Source organism: Mesorhizobium sp. M00.F.Ca.ET.216.01.1.1 (assembly GCF_004010325.2).
GTDB lineage: Bacteria > Pseudomonadota > Alphaproteobacteria > Rhizobiales > Rhizobiaceae > Mesorhizobium.
This window is the reverse complement of the sequence record NZ_SADR02000009.1, coordinates 203164-221270: the sequence shown is the minus strand read 5'-3', so window position 1 is coordinate 221270 and position 18107 is coordinate 203164. Positions and strand designations below refer to the sequence as shown.

At 64.4% G+C, this 18107-nt stretch carries 9 protein-coding genes and 3 pseudogenes; 1 reads left to right on the top strand and 11 read right to left on the bottom strand.

Translation table 11 applies throughout. The features are described 5' to 3' along the window. Positions 1-3: 3 nt before the first annotated feature. From EN859_RS14540 to EN859_RS14490, 11 genes and pseudogenes are all read right to left on the bottom strand, one after another. Positions 4-1530: a malonyl-CoA synthase gene (locus EN859_RS14540; protein ID WP_127853417.1), complete on the bottom strand. Its 1527-nt coding sequence runs from the start codon at positions 1528-1530 to the stop codon at positions 4-6. A gap of 8 nt (positions 1531-1538) precedes the next feature. Continuing rightward, the gene (locus EN859_RS14535) at positions 1539-2282 is read right to left on the bottom strand and encodes a GntR family transcriptional regulator (RefSeq protein WP_127853418.1); all 744 of its coding nucleotides are present in this window, start codon (positions 2280-2282) and stop codon (positions 1539-1541) included. A gap of 163 nt (positions 2283-2445) precedes the next feature. Next, positions 2446-3123 carry a ribulose-phosphate 3-epimerase gene (gene rpe / locus EN859_RS14530; protein ID WP_127853419.1) on the bottom strand — a complete coding sequence of 226 codons (678 nt, stop codon included), beginning with the start codon at positions 3121-3123 and terminating at the stop codon, positions 2446-2448. Positions 3124-3329: 206 nt separating this feature from the next. Then, positions 3330-7026 (bottom strand): annotated as a pseudogene (locus EN859_RS14525) (hypothetical protein). A gap of 10 nt (positions 7027-7036) precedes the next feature. Further along, a pseudogene (locus EN859_RS14520) lies at positions 7037-9285 on the bottom strand (hypothetical protein). Between the two features lie 105 nt (positions 9286-9390). Then, the gene (locus EN859_RS14515) at positions 9391-10332 is read right to left on the bottom strand and encodes an alpha/beta hydrolase (protein WP_127853420.1); all 942 of its coding nucleotides are present in this window, start codon (positions 10330-10332) and stop codon (positions 9391-9393) included. A 222-nt stretch (positions 10333-10554) separates the two neighbouring features. After that, positions 10555-11337: a carnitinyl-CoA dehydratase gene (locus EN859_RS14510; protein ID WP_127853421.1), complete on the bottom strand. Its 783-nt coding sequence runs from the start codon at positions 11335-11337 to the stop codon at positions 10555-10557. Further along, positions 11330-13408: an acetate--CoA ligase family protein gene (locus EN859_RS14505; protein WP_127853422.1), complete on the bottom strand. Its 2079-nt coding sequence runs from the start codon at positions 13406-13408 to the stop codon at positions 11330-11332. Before EN859_RS14505 ends, EN859_RS14510 begins: the two co-directional genes overlap by 8 nt. A gap of 64 nt (positions 13409-13472) precedes the next feature. After that, complete coding sequence (locus EN859_RS14500; protein WP_127853423.1) at positions 13473-14636, bottom strand: acyl-CoA dehydrogenase; 1164 nt, start codon at positions 14634-14636, stop codon at positions 13473-13475. 4 nt (positions 14637-14640) lie between these two features. Next, positions 14641-15750 (bottom strand): annotated as a pseudogene (locus EN859_RS14495) (3-hydroxyacyl-CoA dehydrogenase NAD-binding domain-containing protein). A 134-nt stretch (positions 15751-15884) separates the two neighbouring features. After that, on the bottom strand, positions 15885-16796 hold the full coding sequence (locus EN859_RS14490) for a 3-keto-5-aminohexanoate cleavage protein (protein ID WP_127853424.1): 912 nt from the start codon (positions 16794-16796) through the stop codon (positions 15885-15887). A 110-nt stretch (positions 16797-16906) separates the two neighbouring features. Between EN859_RS14490 and EN859_RS14485 the strand changes: the two genes are divergently transcribed. Further along, the gene (locus EN859_RS14485; RefSeq protein WP_127853425.1) at positions 16907-17887 is read left to right on the top strand and encodes a GlxA family transcriptional regulator; all 981 of its coding nucleotides are present in this window, start codon (positions 16907-16909) and stop codon (positions 17885-17887) included. Positions 17888-18107 lie beyond the last annotated feature (220 nt).

Genomic DNA, 18107 nt, shown 5'->3' with positions numbered 1-18107 from the left:
CGCTTAGCTGGCTTTGGAAGACGTATAAAGATCCTTGTAGGTCTCGCGCAGCAGGTTCTTCTGCACCTTGCCCATCGTGTTGCGCGGCAGTTCGTCGACGAAGATCACGCGCTTCGGGTGCTTGTATTTCGCCACCCATCCGGCAATGGCCTCGATGATCTCGGCTGCAGTGATTGTCGAGGCCGGCGCCCGCACCACGATCGCCGTGACGCCTTCGCCAAAATCCGGATGGGCAATGCCGATCACAGCACTTTCGGCGACGCCGGGCAGGGCATCGATCTCGCTCTCGATCTCTTTCGGGTAGATGTTGTAGCCGCCGGAAATGACCAGGTCCTTGCCCCGCCCGACGATGTGCACATAGCCGTCGGCGTCGATCAGGCCGAGATCCCCGGTGATGAAAAAGCCGTCGTCGCGGAATTCGGCCTGGGTCTTTTCCGGCATGCGCCAATAACCGGGGAAGACGTTGGGACCTTTCACCTCGATCGTGCCGATCTCGCCGTCGGCAAGCGGCCTGCCGCTGTCGGGATCGGCGATGCGAAGGCAAACACCCGGCAGGGGAAAGCCGACCGTGCCGGCGCGTCGCTCGCCATCATAGGGGTTCGAGGTGTTCATGTTGGTCTCGGTCATGCCGTAACGCTCGAGGATGGCGTGGCCGGTGCGCTCGCGCCAAGCCTTGTGCGTCTCCGCCAGAAGCGGCGCCGACCCGGAAATGAACAGGCGGATGTTCTTTGCCGCTTGCCGGGTCAGCCCGTCCTGATGCAGCAGGCGCACATAGAAGGTCGGTACGCCCATCAGCGCCGTTGCACGCGCCAGCAGGGAGACGATGCGGGCCGGGTCGAACTTGGTTTCGAACAGCATCGAGGCGCCGGCCATCAGGATGACGTTGGTGGCGACGAAGAGGCCATGTGTGTGGAAGATCGGCAGTGCGTGGATCAGTACGTCGGCGGTGGTGAAGCGCCAGTGATCAACCAAAACCCGCGCATTCGAGGCGAGGTTTTCATGGCTGAGCATGGCGCCCTTCGAACGGCCGGTCGTCCCCGACGTGTAGAGGATTGCAGCAAGATCATCCGGTCCGCGCGCCAGGTCACGGAAATCCGTCGGCTGTTGCGATGCGCGCTCGGTCAGCGAACCATCGCCGTTGCGGCCGAGCGTTGCGACGATGGCGCCCGATGCCTTCGCCAAGCGCCCGATGTCGGCTGCCCGAGCCGGATCGCAGACGACCAGTCGCGGCTCGGCATCCCTGAAGAAGTAATCGAGCTCGGTCAGCGTGTAGGCGGTGTTGAGCGGCAGGAAGACAGCACCGGCGCGCAGGCAGGCGAGATAAAGAAAGAAAGCCTCCGGGCTCTTCTCCACCTGGACGGCGACGCGGTCACCTGCTCTGACACCCGATTGCGACAGTGCGTGCGCCAGTTGCGCGGACCGTACCACCGTGTCGCCATAGGTGATCGATCGCCCGTCATCCGTCGCCATCAACAGCCGTTCTGGCGCGGGCATCCGGGCACGGAAAGCGTCGAACAGGTGATTGCTCATATTTCCAGCTATTTCCGGCCGCGAGGCGCCCTACCGGCGCTTGCCCCTGGAATTTCGCGCTGGTGGAGGCGTTCCATGCACATGGCAGCCGTCAAACGGTAGTGGTTGAGCAAGGCCTCGACCGCGCCGTCGGCATCGTCGTCCAAGGCGCGCTCGGCGATCAGACGATGCTCACCTAGATCGTCGCGCTCGTTTCCAGTGCCGTCCTGCGAGATCAGGCGGTAGCGAGAGGCCTGATCGGAAAGCTGCTCGCAGAAACCAATCAGCCAGTGCGACCGACAGGCCGAAATCAGCGCGCGATGAAAGGCACGATGCAACTTCTCCCAATCCGGATTGTTCGACGACGGATCCTCGAGCGAGCGTCGTTGCGCGCGCGCCAGGCGATGCAGCGCAAGCACCAGATGTTCTTCCCATTCGGCGGTGCGGTGGGCGATGGATTCACGCAGCGCCCGCTCTTCCAGCCAGCAGCGGGTGCGGGTCAGTTCCTCCAGCTCGGCCGCACTGACCGGCATGATGAAGAAGCCACGCTGGTCATGCCGGCCGAGGAGGCCTTCCGAGGCGAGGCGATTAAGGGCCTCGCGAACAGGCGAAGCCCCTGCGCCGTATCGGGAAACCACCCATTCAACCCGCAGCTTGCTTTCGCTCGCCAGCGCGCCACGCAGGAGATCCTCGCGAAGCTGATGATAAACGGAGCTGGCTAGTGTGCTCTTGGCTTTCGCGCCTTCGCCCAGATCGGCAGCTCCGTGCGTCAATATCGCTCCCTTTGCCCGCCTCGGCCTGTTCGAGAAATAGTCGAAACCCCAGTTATTATACTGCCGCCGGCTTCGGACCCTCAAGCGAATTAAAGAGGAATGATCGCCGTCGTCCTGCTTTGCCGACGTAGGATTGCTTCGTCGCTCGAGGGTTTCTCCGGCCTCAGCCAGCCGCCCGGTCCGCCGCTGACCTGATCGCCTCGATGGTAGCCCGGTAGGCTTCGACGCTGCCGCCTTTGAAGATGGCCGCACCTGCCACCAGCACGTCAGCGCCGGCGGCGGTGACCAACGGTGCTGTTTCCGGTGAAATGCCGCCGTCGATCTCTATCCTGATCGGCCGCTTGCCGATCAGCGCCTTCACGCGTTTCACCTTGTCGACGATCGCCGGAATGAAGGCCTGGCCGCCGAAGCCCGGATTGACGCTCATGATCAGGACCAGGTCGAGCCAGTCGAGCACATATTCGATCGCTGTTTCCGGCGTCGCCGGATTGAGCGACACGCCCGCCTTCTTGCCGAGGTTCCTGATCGTTTGCAGCGAGCGGTCGAGATGCGGCCCGGCTTCGGCATGCACCGTCATGCCGTCGCAGCCGGCCTCGGCGAAGGCCGCCAGATAGGGGTCGGCCGGCGCGATCATCAGATGGCAGTCGAAGAACGCCGTGGTGCGGTTGCGGATCGCCTTCACCACCGGCGGGCCGAAGGTGATGTTGGGCACGAAATGCCCGTCCATGACGTCGAGGTGGATCCAGTCGGCGCCAGCCGCCACCACCGCTTCGACCTCGTCGCCGAGCTTCGAGAAATCCGATGCCAGCACCGACGGCGCGATCAGGGTCTTTTTGCTCATGCTGCGGCCTTTCGGGGCGCGTGTGCTGCCAAACAGTCTGGATCGCCTGCCTAGACCATGATCCCGAAAAGTGGAAGCCGATTTGTACCGATCGCGCGGGGCACGCGGTCCAGCGGTGAAGAGTGGGTAGCCATCTAGCGGCAGAGCCCGGAAGCAAAAAGCCCGCCGGATTGCTCCGGCGGGGTCTTGTGTTGCGGTGCGCAAGATTACTGGGTGAACTTCAGGATGGTGTTTCGCGCCGGGTCCTGCTGCTGATCCACCTGCGGTTTGCGCCTTGGCACGAGCTGCTGGAGGATATTCGGATTCAGCAGCAGGTTCGGGTTGATCTGCAGCGTCGGCTTGCCGCGGACCGGGACGCAGTCCGGATACTGTCCGACAGTCCCGACCGGGCAGCGCCGCTTGATGATCGGCTGGCACTGGCCGTTGATCATCCGCGAGCCGGGCGCGCATTCTGCCTGCGGCTTGCGGCACGCGCCGTCGCGTTCCTCCGTGCCGCGCGGGCAGACACAGGCGCCGCGCTTGTTGTGAACCTGGCCGCGGACGTCGCACTCTTCCACGGTCGGCTTCTTGTTAATCGGCACGCAGGCTTTGCCTTGCAGTTCCGTCCCGCGCGGGCAGACGCAATCACCTTTCGGGGTGCGGATCTGGCCGCGCAGCAACGCGCACTGCTCCGGCCTATTCCGGATCGGCCGGCAGGCGCCGTTCCTCACTTCTGTCCCTTTCGGGCAGACGCAGTCGCCGTCCTGGTTGCGGTACTGGCCGGGCAGCAACTTGCACTCGCGTGCCGGCGGCTGGTCGATCGATACGCATCTTCCATTCTCAAGCTCGGTTCCGCGCGGGCAGACACAACGCCGGTCGGAGGTCCGGATCTGGCCCTTGAGCAGCACGCAAGGTTTTGGCTCCTTCGGCTTAGACACCGAACCGCCGCCGGACGAGCACTGGCCGTTGCGGAAGGTGGTGCCCTCCGGGCAGACGCAGTTGCCGGCGTCATTCATGACGAAGCCCTGCGAGCACGCCTTCTTCACTACGTGTGTGATGGTGAAGGGATGGCAGGCATAGGCCTTGCCGCGGTCGCCCTGGAGGTTGGCCGCACCGCTGGAAAGCATGTCGCCACCGCCCTGCACCCGCGTGTCCGGAGACAGCACGCCGATGCAGTTCTGCCCGCTGATGCTGCCCTGCAGATTGGCCAGGCGGCCGTCGTCGGGGATGATCACGGTCACCTGGTGAACGTGGCTTTCCCCGGCGGCGAGCGTCAGGTTGGTGATGCAGGACGCAGGTAGAGTTGCCGGCTCCGGCGAGCAGCCGAAGGGCGGGGCGATCGAGGTGATCGCAACGCCTTCCAGCCTGCCGAGGCCCTCGACGCCGATCGCATCACCGATGCGGACCGGACCGGAGAAGGCGCTTTCGCCGTCGTTGGTGATGGTGATCTCGAACGAGCAGGGCTGGCCGGGTTGGCATTCGCTGTCGCCGGTCTTTTCGACACGAATGGAAGATGTGCCGCCGCCCTTGGCGCAGGCCCGGCCGATCGGATAGACGATCGTCTCCCGGTGCCGGTCCATAGGAGCCGCGTGCGCAGTTCTCGAACTCGCGGTTCGCGGCAACCGTCACCTCGAAATGGCGGCTGGTTCCAGGCGTCATCACGGCGCCGGGAATCTGGCACAACAGGGTGTTGGCCGGAACCGGTCCGCAGGCCCATTCCGCACCATCGGGGGTGACGGTCTGGATCTGGACCGGCGCTCCGCCGGCCACCATCGTGGCGGCATCGTTGACCCGCACCGAACCGGTGGGGGCGCTAGTGCCGAGGCTGATGACGGTGATGCGGCAGGATACCACCACGGCACCCGTCAGCGAGCCGTTGCACACCTTGGTGATGCGCATGGCTGGCTGGCCGCCATTGGGATTACGGATGCGCTCCTTGGCGCAGGCCCTGTTGTTGGTGAGGTCGTTCTCACCGGGGATGGCCGTCACCTCGGCGCAGTTTTCGACGCGATCCGGCCGGTAGCCGGCCGGCATCACCGCCTTGACGAAGATCGGCGTCGAGGCGCCCGGCAACAGAATGATGCCGGCATTGTCGCAGCGGAACTGGCCGGGGCCGGTCGGTCCGCAGGTCCAGGGCGGGGTCGGGCCGAAGGTCGAGGATGCCGGCACGCCGCCCGGATAGGTGTCGATGACAGTCAGCGGCCCGCTATAAGGAACGCTGCCGCTGTTGATGATGTCGATCACGAAGGTGCAGATGCCGTCGGCCGTGCAGACTTCCGAGCGAGCGCGCTTCTTCAGGATCAGGTCGACCTTCTTTTCGACCGGCGGCTGGCAGCCGCGGTCGCGGTCGCCACGCCGGCAGGTCGGGATCGAGGCACAGCCGCGATCGTTCTGCTGGCTGCCGAACAGCGGCTTGCCGCTGGCCGCATAATTGTAGGCGGCGCAGTTGCGCAAGACGCTGCCTTGCCAGCCTCCGGTCGGCTTGAAGCCGAGCTTGAGGTCGACAGCGGCACCCGGGTTGAGCGCGGTCACCGGATAGGTGCATGTCATCGGGGTGGTCGCCGGCGCGCAGACCCAGGGCGGGTTCGGCCCTGAATCGAGGCTGGACCCGGCAGGCAGCGTCACTTCGTCGAGCACGATCTTGCCGTGATATGTCGCATCGCCGACATTGCTGACCCTGATGGTAAAGTCGCAGCCGCCGCCCATCGTGCAGCGCTGGACATCGGCACGCTTTTCGACCTTGAGGTCCGGTTCCTTGTCCTTGGGCGGGCACCTCTGGTCACGCGGAATGACGATGTCGATCGTCTGCGTGCAGCACAGGCCCCAGCCTTGCCTTGGACCGGCATAGGTTTCGATGCCGGTGACTGTGATGTGGATGATGTCGCCAGGCGATGCGCCGACGACCTTCCAGTTGAGCACGCCGCCGCCCGCCGGCACCAGTTGCGTGTCGGGGATGATGGTGATGCCGGGTGTCGTCGTCGAAAGCTGCACCCACTTGCCGCCCATATCCGGGCCGACCGGCATGTGGTAGAGGAAGGCGCCGCCACCAGGCACACAATCGACCGTGCCCCGCTCCACCTTAAAGCACTCATGGTCGTCCGGAGGCGGGGGCGGCGGGTTGCACTTGGTGACGTCGATCCTGATCGAGGTCTTTTCGCCGGTCAGAAAATTGCCGTCGTCCGGCTTGCCCGGATCCAGCGACGGGATGATGGTCCCGGGTCCGACGGTGATCAGGCCCTGGTTGTCGATGATAGCAGGCGAGGGAAACGCCGCACGGTCGATCTTGGCCGTGATCTGGAAGGTGATGATGCGCTCGTTCGGAGCGCCGACGCCGTCGAGGTCGGCGGCGGAAATCCGGAGATCGGAAACCGTCGCCGTATCGTTTGGACCTGCCGACGTGCTGATCGAAGCACCGGGCAGCGGCCCGCCGGACGCATCCGTGCCGTCCCCGGCCACATGCACGCTGACGATTTCAAGGCCGTGCGGAAGCTGGTCCTTGAATTCGAGCCTGGCTTTTTTCAGCATGGCCGCGAGGTTCGGGCTGGCAAAGCTCTGCGCAGTGCCGCGCAGGCCGAAACTCAGGGAATATTGGACATAGTCGCAGCTTCTTTGCTCGCCCTTCTTGGTGAAGAAGGGCACGATCCGGCCCGGTTCAGGATTGATGATGCGCGGATTGTCGAGCTCGAGTCTAGGCTCGAGCGGACCGGCATCAGCGACACCGGTGTGGTTGGTCTTGGCCGGAGCCGGGTCTTCTGCGAAGCCTTGCATAGGGGTCAGGACGACGACCGCGATACCGGCCGCCATCAGCCAGCGCGCGCCGCGCCTGGCGAGTGACAGGGGTTTCATGATCGTCTCCAAAACGGTTGACTGCTTGCCGGTTGGTTGATTGCTCGTCGCGGGCCGGGAAAGTGCTGAAATGCTCATCTTCCCCTCCTCAACGTTCGCAGCTGACGGCTGGGGTTCTGAGCGGCAAGGTCATCTTGCAGCAAGGGTAGTAACCACCCTTGTCGCGGTCGGACTGCCTGTAGAAGCAGAGCCCGACATCGACCGTGTCGCCAGGGAAGTGGCCGGTGATACCGATCGTGTATGGCGCGCCGGGAGCATGCGACAGGGGCGAGGTCACCCCGACGCCAGGCGTCCTGGACAGAGCCTTGATCGAATCGCCGCCAAAGCCGGCATGGTCATGGAGATAGAGGTCGGCCTCCAGGCCGGAAGGCGTACAGAAATAGCTGACATCCTCGACATCGAGGCAAGGAGGCAAATTGCCGGGGGGCGGAAAATCAGGCGGATAGAAGGGTGGCAGATAACCGCCCGGTATCTGCTCGTAGTAGCCGGCACGGCCCTCGCAGGGGTGCCAGACCTCGACATCGCCAACATGGCCTTCGACCTCGGGGTCTTCGAAATAACCGTCGAAGTCGACGAACCACGAACCGAAGGGCGGCACGTTCGCCGGCCTGACGAGCGCCGTCGGCGTGATCTGCACGCCATGCACGGCGAGCGGCCCGCCAGCGGCGAGTTGTTCGGCAAGGGCTGGATTGTCGCGCAGTTTGTCGCCGGTGTTGACCAGCGTGTCGGTGCAGACGCCGGTGTTCAGATTGCCGTCGGCGTCGTAACCATATTGCAGGTCGAGGCCGCCGGCCGACTGCCTTCCGGGAAGCCGACCGCGTATTCCTGCGGCACTTCCACCCAGACTGATTCCGTCGAGGGGTCGTCCGGGCTTTCGCGCCAGTAGCGGATGACCTCGCCTTTGCCGGAATCGGCGAACTGGCTGTAGTCATAGCGGTTTTCCACCGGGCCGCGCTGGGCAAGGTACATGAAGCCGCTATTATCGAAGGCGATATCGGTGACGGCGTGGTCCTTGTCGGCCTTGACCGTCAGCTCCCAGCGCGGGTCGCCGGCGAAGCGGCCGTCACGGGCGATGCCCACCGACCAGATCTCGGCCTTTTCGCCGACCGAATAGTAGAGCCTGCCGCCATGGTAGGCGACGGACCAGACGCGGCGTTCGTCCGGTGTGTAGCCCCATGTGTCAGGGTCCTCGCTGTCGAAGGCAGCGCCCTCGATGTCCATCACCGAGCCTTCGTCGGCGAGCGGCGTCAGCCCGTGCGCCCGGCGCCCGGCAACGCCGTGGTCGAACATGTCGATCGGCGTGCCGTTGGCGTCGATACGGTGAATGAAGCCGGTGTCGAGGTCGCTGGCGAAGAACTGCCGGTGGATATTGTCGAAGCTGACGTCGCCGATGCCGGAACCGCTGTTGGTGTCGATGTCTGCGAATTTCGACACGGCGCCGGTGATGCCGTCGACCTTCCAGATCGTGCCCGGTCCGCCGCCGCTTTCGGTGCCGAGCTGGCCGCCCATGAAGACAGCGCCGGCCGTGCCACGGCGTTGCCGCTCGGGCCGTCCATCGTCGTCGGCGTCGGGCGTGACGATGCGGATGCCGTGCAACGAGGTGGCGCCGGCATAGAGGCTCGGGATGCCTGACGGAACGCCGTCCCGCACGCCGTCGTCATAGGTGATGCCGAACACCTGGCCGATCTGCCCGGCCGTCACCTCGAAAGGTGGCGGCGTGAAGACGAGTTGGCCGGAGGCCGCGCCGCCCAGCCCTGAAACGTCCAAAACGCGCAAGGTCGCGCGCGCCGTATCGATGAAGGTTTCGTCGACCGGATCGACACCCGGCGGCAAGCCATCTTCGAAACCGGGAATGATGGTGCCGGAAAATCCGGTCACCGCCATCGAGCCCGGATGCATGATCTGGGCCTCCTGCGCCTGGGCGGAGCCGCCAAGCCAGAGGCTGGCGGTCAGCGCCAGTGGCAGGAAACCGCTTGTGGCCAAAAACCCATTGGTTGCTTGCAACGCGCGGCGCAAGCGCCCAGCACGAGAGGGCTCGAACGAGCCGTGGTCGCAAGACATGGAATTCCCCCCGCAGGCTACGGGAGGAACATCCGGCTTTGCCGCGCGAATCAGGGCAAGGCGCGGCGTTCCGGCACGTTCATCCCTGATCGAATTGTCTGCTTTCCTCTTGGTGACGATACGACGGCTCTTACGCAGGGTCAACGGAACCAGCGGAAAGCCCAGCGCATCGACCCCGTCCCGAAAGCGGTGGTCGCGCTGAGCTCCCATTGGTCCCGGAGACCATGGAGCCTCTGGATTTCCAGTCATGGGGCTTTCCTTTCCGGGCCGCACCATGCGGCACCTGATCGTCAGTCGCGGACTGACGCGGAAAGGTTCATTGGAAGCCGGAACAGAGGGACGAGGTGCCCTGTCTGTCTCCGCTGCAAGGGATCTTGGGGATCACCAGATCCAGGCACCTCGTCCTAATGTCGACACCGCGTCGACGATCCGGGTAAAGCTCGAGCGCGCGCGGCCGACCGTGTGCCTGGCCCGCAAATAGCCGTGCACCAGCCCCGGCTCCTCGAACCAATAGGCGCGCCCGCCTGCCGCTACGACGCGGTCGCGATAGGCTTCGCCGTCGGAAGACAGCGGATCGCATTGGGCGGTGATCAGGACGGTCGGCGGCAGATTGGCAAAATCGGCGTCGGCAAGCGGAAACAGCGTGATGTCACCGGTCCGGTCCGCCCCGCCGGTCCTGACATCCTTGTAGAAATCGAGGTCGCGGGCCGTCAGCATCGGCGCCTTGGCATGCCTGACATAGGAGCCGCGCGCGTGGTCGCCGCCAAGGCCAGGGTAGATCAGCACCTGGCCTATCGGCTTCTGCGCATAGCCGCGCGTCGCATGGCTGATGGCGGCACAGAGATTGCCGCCGGCGCTGTCGCCGCAGAGCAGGACGGGGCATTCGTAGGTTGAGGTGGCCCATTCGAAGGCGCCCATCACGTCGTCGAACGCGGCCGGATGCAGATGCTCGGGCGCCAGCCGGTAGTCGACCGAAACCACTTCATAGCCGGAGCGAGCGCAAAGCTCGGCGCAGACATCGTCATGGCTATCGAGTCCGCCGAGGATGAAGCCACCGCCATGGATATAGAGCACCATTGCCGCTTCGTTCGGTGCCGCGCTGCGATAGATGCGGATCGGGACGTCGTCCCAAGGCGTGGCAATGATGGTGGTTTCAGCCGTCACGCCATCCGGATAGCCGGCAAAGAACTCACGGCACATGCGGTCATAGATTTCGCGCTGCCGGGTGATCGTGTAGTCGATCGTATCCGGCGGATAATAGGAATTGGTGCGCTCGATGAAGGCCCAGGTCTCGGCGTCGATGAGTCTTTTGTAGTCGGTCATGGGTGCTGCGCGCGTTCTGACGATAGCGCCTGAGCACCCCCCTCTGGCCTGACGGCCATCTCCCCCTCATGGGGGGAGATCGGACGTCCTATCGGCTTTCGCCAATCTCCGGCATTGGTGGATGTTCGTTGAGGCGCGAGCTGCCAATCTCCCCCCTTGCGGGGGAGATGCCCGGCAGGGCAGAGGGGGGTGTGACGGAACGCCGTCATTTCCACAATACCGTCACTTCCCCTTCCACACCGGGTCGCGCTTTTCGGCAAAGGCTCGAAAACCTTCGAGATTGTCCTCGGAGCCGTACAGCGCATCGACCGTCGGCAGCTGCCGGCGGGTTACCCGGTTCATTGCATCCTGGAAGGCCAGCGCTTCCGCCACCCGCGCCGTCTCCTTGATCGCGGCAAAGACCAGCGGCGGCCCGCTGGCGAGCAGCCGGGCGACCTCCCAGACGCGGTCCTCGAGCTTTTCCTTGGGCAGCACCTCGTTGACCAGGCCCCAGGTGTGCGCCTCGGCGACATCCATCCAGCGGCCGGTGAGCAAAAGGTCCATGGCGACATGATAGGGGATGCGCTTCGGCAGCTTGATCGTCGCCGCATCGGCCAAAGTGCCGGCGCGGATTTCGGGCAGCGCAAAGGAGGAATGATCGGATGCGTAGATGAGGTCGCAGGACAGCGCCAGCTCGAAGCCGCCGCCGACCGCCATGCCGTTGACGCAGGCAATGACCGGCTTGTTGAGGTCGCGCAATTCCTGTAGCCCGCCGAACCCGCCGACGCCATAGTCGCCGTCGACCGCATCGCCGCCGGCCGCCGCCTTGAGATCCCAGCCGGCGCAGAAGAATTTGTCGCCGGCGGTCTTGACGATGGCGACGCGCAAGCCCGGATCGTCGCGGAACGCCTTGAACGTCTCGCCCATCAGCCGCGACGTCTTCAGGTCGATGGCGTTGGCCCTGGGCCGGTCTAGTGTGACCTCGAGGATCGTGCCTTCACGGCGAGTGGTGATAATTTCAGACATTCTTCTTCTCTCCCAGCACCAGCAGCGCGTCGGCAATCCAGGCGCCCTTGCCCTCGCTGCAGACGATCAGCGGGTTGATGTCGAGCTCCTCGATCTCGCCGGCATTCTCCTGCACGAAAGCGGCAATGCCTGATATCGCGCCGATGGCCGCTGCGACATCGGCCTTTGGCCGGCCGCGATAGCCTTCGAGCAGCGGGAACAGTTTCAGTCTCCGCAACGCCGCCTCGATGTCGTCGCGGGTCGCCGGCAGCATCAGCGTGACGCTGTCGCGCAGAAGCTCGACCAGCACGCCGCCGGTACCGAGCGTCATCACCGCGCCGAACATCGGATCGCGGGTAAAGCCGACGATGAGTTCGGCAACACCGTCGCGCACCATACGCTCGACATAGAGGCCATTGCCGAGCGGGCCGAGATCATGGGCAGCAGTGCTGACGGATTCGGCATCCCTGAGGTTGAGCCTGACAGCGCCGAGCTCGGATTTGTGGGTGACGCCCAGCGCTTTCAGTGCGACTGGGAACCCCAATGCCATCGACGAGATCACCGCCTCGACGGCATTGCCGGCGCGCTCGCCCTTGGGCACGGAAAGCCCGGCCTTGATCAGCCGCGCCTTTGCCTCGGCCTCGTCTGGCGTGATGTGGTCGCCGGCAGGCGCGCCTGACGCCGACGTGTCGACCGGCTGCGCCTGCGGCTCGCGCCAGGCCCAGCCGATGAAGGCTGCCGCCTGCGCGGCGTCTATGGCTTCCGAAATGCCGAACAGCGGCACCATGCCCCGTGCCATCAGCCCGGCGGTGTATTCCTCGGGCAGGTTCTCCGGCAGCGAGGATACGATCGCGCCCTGCGCCTTGTTGGTCTTCAGCGCCGATTCGAAGGCGCGCAGCGTCGCCCACCAGTCGGTATCCGAGCAGCGGTCGGGGCGCGGAAAGTCGAGCACCAGCATATTGAGGTCGAAGCCGCCCGACACCATGGCGGTGAAGGTGGCGGTCATCGCCGGCTCGTTGTTCCAGATGAAGGTATGATAGTCGAGCGGGTTGGCGACGGCGACCAGCGGTCCGAGCGTCGATTTGACCTGCGCGCGGTGCTCGGCGGTGAGCGCCGGGAAGGTCACCCAGCGGCCTTCGGCGCTGTCGGCCATGACGGACGCCTCGCCGCCAGAACAGCTCATCGACGACAGCCGGTAGCCGGGCAAGGGTCCGGTGACATGCAACAGCTTCAGCGCCTCGATGAAGGCGGGAATGGAATCGACGCGAGCGATGCCGAGCCTTTTCAGGAATGCGCCCGAGGCGGCGTCGGAGCCGGCGAGCGAAGCGGTGTGCGACACCGTCGCTTGCCGTGCCTGCTCGGAGCGGCCGACCTTCATGGCGATGATCGGCTTCTTCAATTCGCGAGCCCGTGCCGCCAACCTTTCGAAGCCGGCTACCGAATCGAAGGCTTCGATATGCAGGCCGAGCGCGGTGACGCGGTCGTCCTCGATCAGGCCGAGCGCCATTTCGGAAAGCCCGGTCTGCGCTTGGTTGCCGGCGGTCATCAGATAGGCGATCGGCAGGCCACGCTTCTGCATCGTCATGTTGATCGCGATATTGGACGACTGGGTGATGATGGCAACGCCGCGGCCACCCTCGGCCAGCCTGATGCCGCCATGCTGGTCGGGCCAAAGCAGCGCGCCGTCGGCATAGTTGATCAGGCCGTAGCAATTCGGGCCGATGATCGGCATCCGGCCCGCGGCAGCGACCAGTTCGACCTGCAGCCGCTCGCCATCCTCGTCATAGGCCTCGGTTTCGAGGAAGCCGGCGGCAAAGCAGACGGCGCCGCCGGCGCCACGCTCTGCCAGCGCCTTGATCACTTCGATGGTCAAATGCCGGTTGACGCCGACGAAGGCAGCGTCCGGCGCGCCGGGCAGATCGGCCACCGAGCGATAGGCCTTGCGGCCGGCCACTTCGTTCTTGCTCGGGTGCACCGGCCAGATCTCGCCGGCAAAGCCCATCTTGATCGATTGCGCGACGACGGCGGCGGCCTGCGCGCCGCCGAAGACCGCGATCGATCGCGGACGCAGAAGACGTTCCAGCTTATGCATGGCTATCTTTTTGTTTGAGCATGATCTTTTCCGAAAACCGGATTCCACTTTTCGGGATCATGCTCTAAGCCCCGAATGGGCGCAGCAGCGCCCGCGAAATGATGTGGCGCTGGATTTCCGAGGTGCCTTCCCAGATGCGCTCGACCCGCGCGTCGCGCCAGATGCGCTCCAGCGGCAGATCGTCCATCAGCCCCATGCCACCATGGATCTGGATCGCTTCGTCGGCGACGAAGGCAAGCATTTCGGTGGCCTTCAGCTTGGCCATGGCCATGTCCTGATCGGTGACGGTGCCCTGATCGTACTTCCAGCCGGCTTCGAACACCATCAGCTCGGCCGCCTTCAGTTCAGTCGCCATGTCGGCGAGCTTGAACGACACACCCTGGAACTTGCCGATCTGCTGGCCGAATTGCTGGCGCTGTGCGGCATATTCGACGGCATGACCAAGCGCCCGCTCGGCACGGCCGAGACAGGTGGCGCCGACCTGCAGCCGGGTCGCGCCCAGCCATGAATTGGCTACCTCGAATCCCTTGTGGACCTCGCCGAGAACCTGGCTCGCCGGCAGCCGGCAATCGTCGAATTCGAGGATGGCGTTGGTGTATCCGCGATGCGAGACGTTGCGGTAGCCCTCGCGCACCGTAAAACCCTTGGTGCCCTTGTCGACGAAGAAGGCGGTGATCTTCTTGCGCTTGCCGCGCGGCGAATCTTCTTCGCCCGAAGCCATAAAGACGATCGCGAAGTCGGCCAAATCGGCGTGCGAGATGAAGTGCTTGGTGCCGTTCAGCACCCAGTCAGAGCCCGCCTCGACGGCCGTTGCCTTCATACCGCGCAGATCCGAGCCGGCGCCCGGCTCGGTCATCGCCAGGCAATCCCATTTCTCGCCGCGAATGCAGGGATAGAGATATTTCTCGCGCTGCTCTGGCGTGCCGGCCAGAAGGATGTTGGAGGGCCGCGCGACGCAAGTCCAGTGCAGCGCGTAGTTGGCGCGGCCGAGCTCCTTTTCGTAGAGCAGCCAGGTCACCGTATCGAGTCCGGCGCCACCGACTTCCGTTGGCATGTTGGCGGCGTAGAGCCCGGCTTCGATCGCCTTGGCCTTGATCTCTTCGATCAGCTCGCGACGCAGGACACCGGTGCGTTCGACCTCGCGCTCATGCGGGTAAAGCTCGTTCTCGACGAAGGCGCGCGTCGTCTCGACGATGAGTTTCTGTTCCTCCGAGAGACCGAAATCCATGGGCTCAGCCTTTCTTCTTTCTCTTCGGCTTTTCAGCCTTGGTCTTTTTGGGCCTTCTTCACCGGCTTGGTCGCCTTGGCCTTTTCGCCCGCCTTGGAGGCAGTGGGCTTCTTCGCTGCAGCGTGCTGAGCTGCCTGGTATAAGCCTTGTGCAAGGCACCGGCGCCCCAGCCCTTGCCTTTGTTCTGTCTCGACAGCGCATCCATGATCGCCACTAGGTTGTCGTCGCGGATCTTTTCGAGCTCGCGGATCGACAGCCCGTGCGCCTGGTCGTCCGATTGGGTTGCGATTAGATCGACCAGTTCGTCGTTGAACTCCGGCACATCCATCAGCTTGGTCCACGGCCATTTCAGGCACGGTCCGAACTGCGCCATGAAGTGGCGCATGCCGGCTTCGCCGCCGGCGACGCGATAGACCTGGAACATGCCCATCTGCGCCCAGCGCAGGCCGAAGCCGTAGCGCATGATGTCATCGAGTTCCTCGACCGTGCAGATGCCATCCTTGATTAGCCACAGCGCCTCGCGCCAAGCCGCCTCCAGCAGGCGGTCGCCGACGAAGGCCTCGATCTCCTTGCGGATCACCACCGGCTTCATGCCCATCGAGGCATAGATCTCCTTGGCGACCTCGATCGCCTCCGGAAAGGTCTGTTCGCCGCCAACGATCTCGACCAGCGGCAAGAGATAGACCGGGTTGAACGGATGACCGACGACCAACCGCTCTGGATGTTTCTTCATCGCCACCTGCATGTCGGTCGGCTTGATGCCTGAGGTCGACGAACCGACAATGGCGTTGGCCGGCGCGTGAAGGTCGATCTCGGCCAGCACGCGGTGCTTGAGATCGAGTCTTTCAGGCACGCTTTCCTGGATGAAATCGGCGTCGGCGACCGCTTCGGCGATGGTTTTGGCGAAGGTGAGCTCGCCTTCTTTCGGCAGGCCGCCGGGCAGCATCTGCTTGTAGGCGCGGCGTGCGCCTTTCATCACTTCGCCGACCTTGCGCGAAGCCTCTGGATCGGGATCGAAGATCGACACGTCGATGCCGTTCAAGAGCAGCCGCGCCACCCAGCCGGCGCCGATGACGCCGCCGCCGATGGCAGCCGCCTTGTTGATGATGCTCATGCGGAGGCTCCGGTTCTTGTCATGGCTGTGGCGGATCGATGAGGGGAACGAAGTCCTCGCGGCCGACGTCTTTCATCGCGGTGAATTTCAAGGCCTTCATCGGCGGCTCCTCCCAACCGAAACTTTACGCTGGCTCAAAGCGGCGCGCGCTTGGTCAAATTGAGCTTCCTGCGCACTTCGTCTGGACCGATGACCCTGGCACCCATGTTCGACACGATGCTGACTGCGCGCTCGACCAGCTGCGCATTGGTCGCCAGCACGCCCTTGTCGAGCCAAAGATTGTCTTCGAGCCCGACGCGGACATTGCCGCCCGCCAACACCGCGGCGGCGGCATAGGCCATCTGGTTGCGGCCAATGGAAAAGGCCGACCAGGTCCAGGTCGACGGAACATTGTTGACCATGGCCATGAAGGTGTTGAGATCGTCAGGTGCGCCCCACGGCACGCCCATGCACAATTGCACCAGTGCGTCAGGCTTCAGCACCTGTTCCTCGACGAGCTGCTTGGCAAACCACAGATGCCCGGTGTCGAAGGCCTCGATCTCGGGCTTGACGCCGAGCGCCGTCATCATGCCGCCCATGGCGCGCAGCATGCCGGGTGTGTTGGTCATCACATAGTCGGCTTCGGCGAAATTCATCGTGCCGCAGTCGAGCGTGCAAATTTCAGGCAGGCACTGGCGCACATGTTCCATGCGGTTGGTGGCGCCGCCCATATCGCTGGCTTTTTCGTTCAGCGGCAGCGGGCTTTCCGGCGGGCCGAACACCATGTCGCCGCCCATGCCGGCTGTCAGGTTCAGCACCACATCGACATTGGCGTCACGGATGCGCTCCGTCACCTCGCGGTAGAGATGCACGTCGCGGCGCGGCTTGCCGGTTTCGGGATCGCGCACATGGCAGTGCACGATCGCGGCTCCGGCCTTTGCCGCATCAATGGCCGAATCTGCGATCTGCCTGGGTGAACGCGGCACATGCGGGCTGCGGTCCTGCGAACTGCCGGACCCGGTCACGGCACAGGTAATGAAAACCTCACGGTTCATCGCAAGCGGCATCGAATTCTCTCCCAATCAAACAGACACCCTAGTCAACAGATGGACCCAACCAAGCAGATGGCAACAATGCCCGACTTGCCGGAAACTGCTTTGCGTTTTACGAAGAGTGCATGATCAAAAGCGAAAAACCGACGATCTTTCGCGCCGAGCGCTCGCCGCTTAAGGTAACGCTGCTGGTATTCTCCGGCTCATCGATCATGTGCGTGGCCTCGGCTGTCGATCCGTTGCGAGCCGCCAACCGTATCGCCGGCGAGACCCTGTTCGATTTCAGGCTGGTCTCGGTGACGGGCGAGGCGCCGGTCACCACATGCGGCTTGCCGGTGGCGGTCAGCGGCCGCTTCGATGCGGCGGAAGTAACGGATATGCTTGTCGTCATCGCCGGCTTCGGCACGCAGAACTATGCCACCGCGGCTCTGCTTGCCGGCTTGCGCCGCGCAGCACGCGCCGCGCGTGCCTGCGGCGGTGTCGAGGCAGGCACCTGGCTGGTCGCCCGCGCCGGCCTGCTCGAAGGGCGCAGCGCCACCACCCACTGGGAAGACATGGAGGATTTCTCCTCGGCCTTTCCCGGCGTCGATGTTCGTCCCGACCGCTACGTCATCGACGGCCCGGTCTTCACCTCTGGCGGCGCCTCGCCGACCTTCGACCTGATGCTGCACCTGGTGCGCACGCGGCTCGGCATGGCCGTGGCGCTCGATGTGGCAAGCGTGTTCATCTACGACCAGGCGCGCGCCGCCACTGACGCGCAGCCGCTGGTCTCGCTCGGCCGGCTCGACGGCTACGATCCACGGCTGGCGCAAGCCATCCGGCTGATGGAAGCCCATGTCGACCAGCCGCTGACAATCGCCGCGGTCGCAAAGCGCGCCGGCGTGACGGCGCGAACGCTGGAAAGCATCTTTCGCAACTCGATCGGCGAGACGCCGGGCGCCTACTATCTCCGGCTGCGGCTGGGCGCCGCGCGCCGGCTGGTGGTCGACACGCGGGTGGCCATGGCAGATATTGCCGGGCGGACGGGGTTTTCGTCCGCCGCGGCATTTTCCAGGGCGTTTTCAAGAGCTTTCGGCGAAGCGCCGGTCAGGTTGCGTAGAGGATAGTGGGGATTACGTTGCGTTTTGACGATCGCCAGCGCTGTCGATCCGAGAGCGCATCTGTCTTGCAAGATGGGTCTCGAAGCGGCTTGCGACGGCACGATCCCATTCGTTTGCGCTGCGCACGCCTTCCTTTGGATGCGGCAGCGCCATCAGCCGGTCGATGATCGATCCGGTCTCGCCAGATGAGAGCAGGGCTATACGAGATCCGTGACGGCTGTTTGAA

Coding starts and splice junctions, on each gene's coding strand:
- EN859_RS14540 (WP_127853417.1), bottom strand. CDS start 1,530: ATGAGCAATCACCTGTTCGACGCTTTCCGTGCCCGGATGCCCGCGCCA.
- rpe (WP_127853419.1), bottom strand. CDS start 3,123: ATGAGCAAAAAGACCCTGATCGCGCCGTCGGTGCTGGCATCGGATTTC.
- EN859_RS14515 (WP_127853420.1), bottom strand. CDS start 10,332: ATGACCGACTACAAAAGACTCATCGACGCCGAGACCTGGGCCTTCATC.
- EN859_RS14510 (WP_127853421.1), bottom strand. CDS start 11,337: ATGTCTGAAATTATCACCACTCGCCGTGAAGGCACGATCCTCGAGGTC.
- EN859_RS14505 (WP_127853422.1), bottom strand. CDS start 13,408: ATGCATAAGCTGGAACGTCTTCTGCGTCCGCGATCGATCGCGGTCTTC.
- EN859_RS14500 (WP_127853423.1), bottom strand. CDS start 14,636: ATGGATTTCGGTCTCTCGGAGGAACAGAAACTCATCGTCGAGACGACG.
- EN859_RS14490 (WP_127853424.1), bottom strand. CDS start 16,796: ATGCCGCTTGCGATGAACCGTGAGGTTTTCATTACCTGTGCCGTGACC.
- EN859_RS14485 (WP_127853425.1), top strand. CDS start 16,907: ATGATCAAAAGCGAAAAACCGACGATCTTTCGCGCCGAGCGCTCGCCG.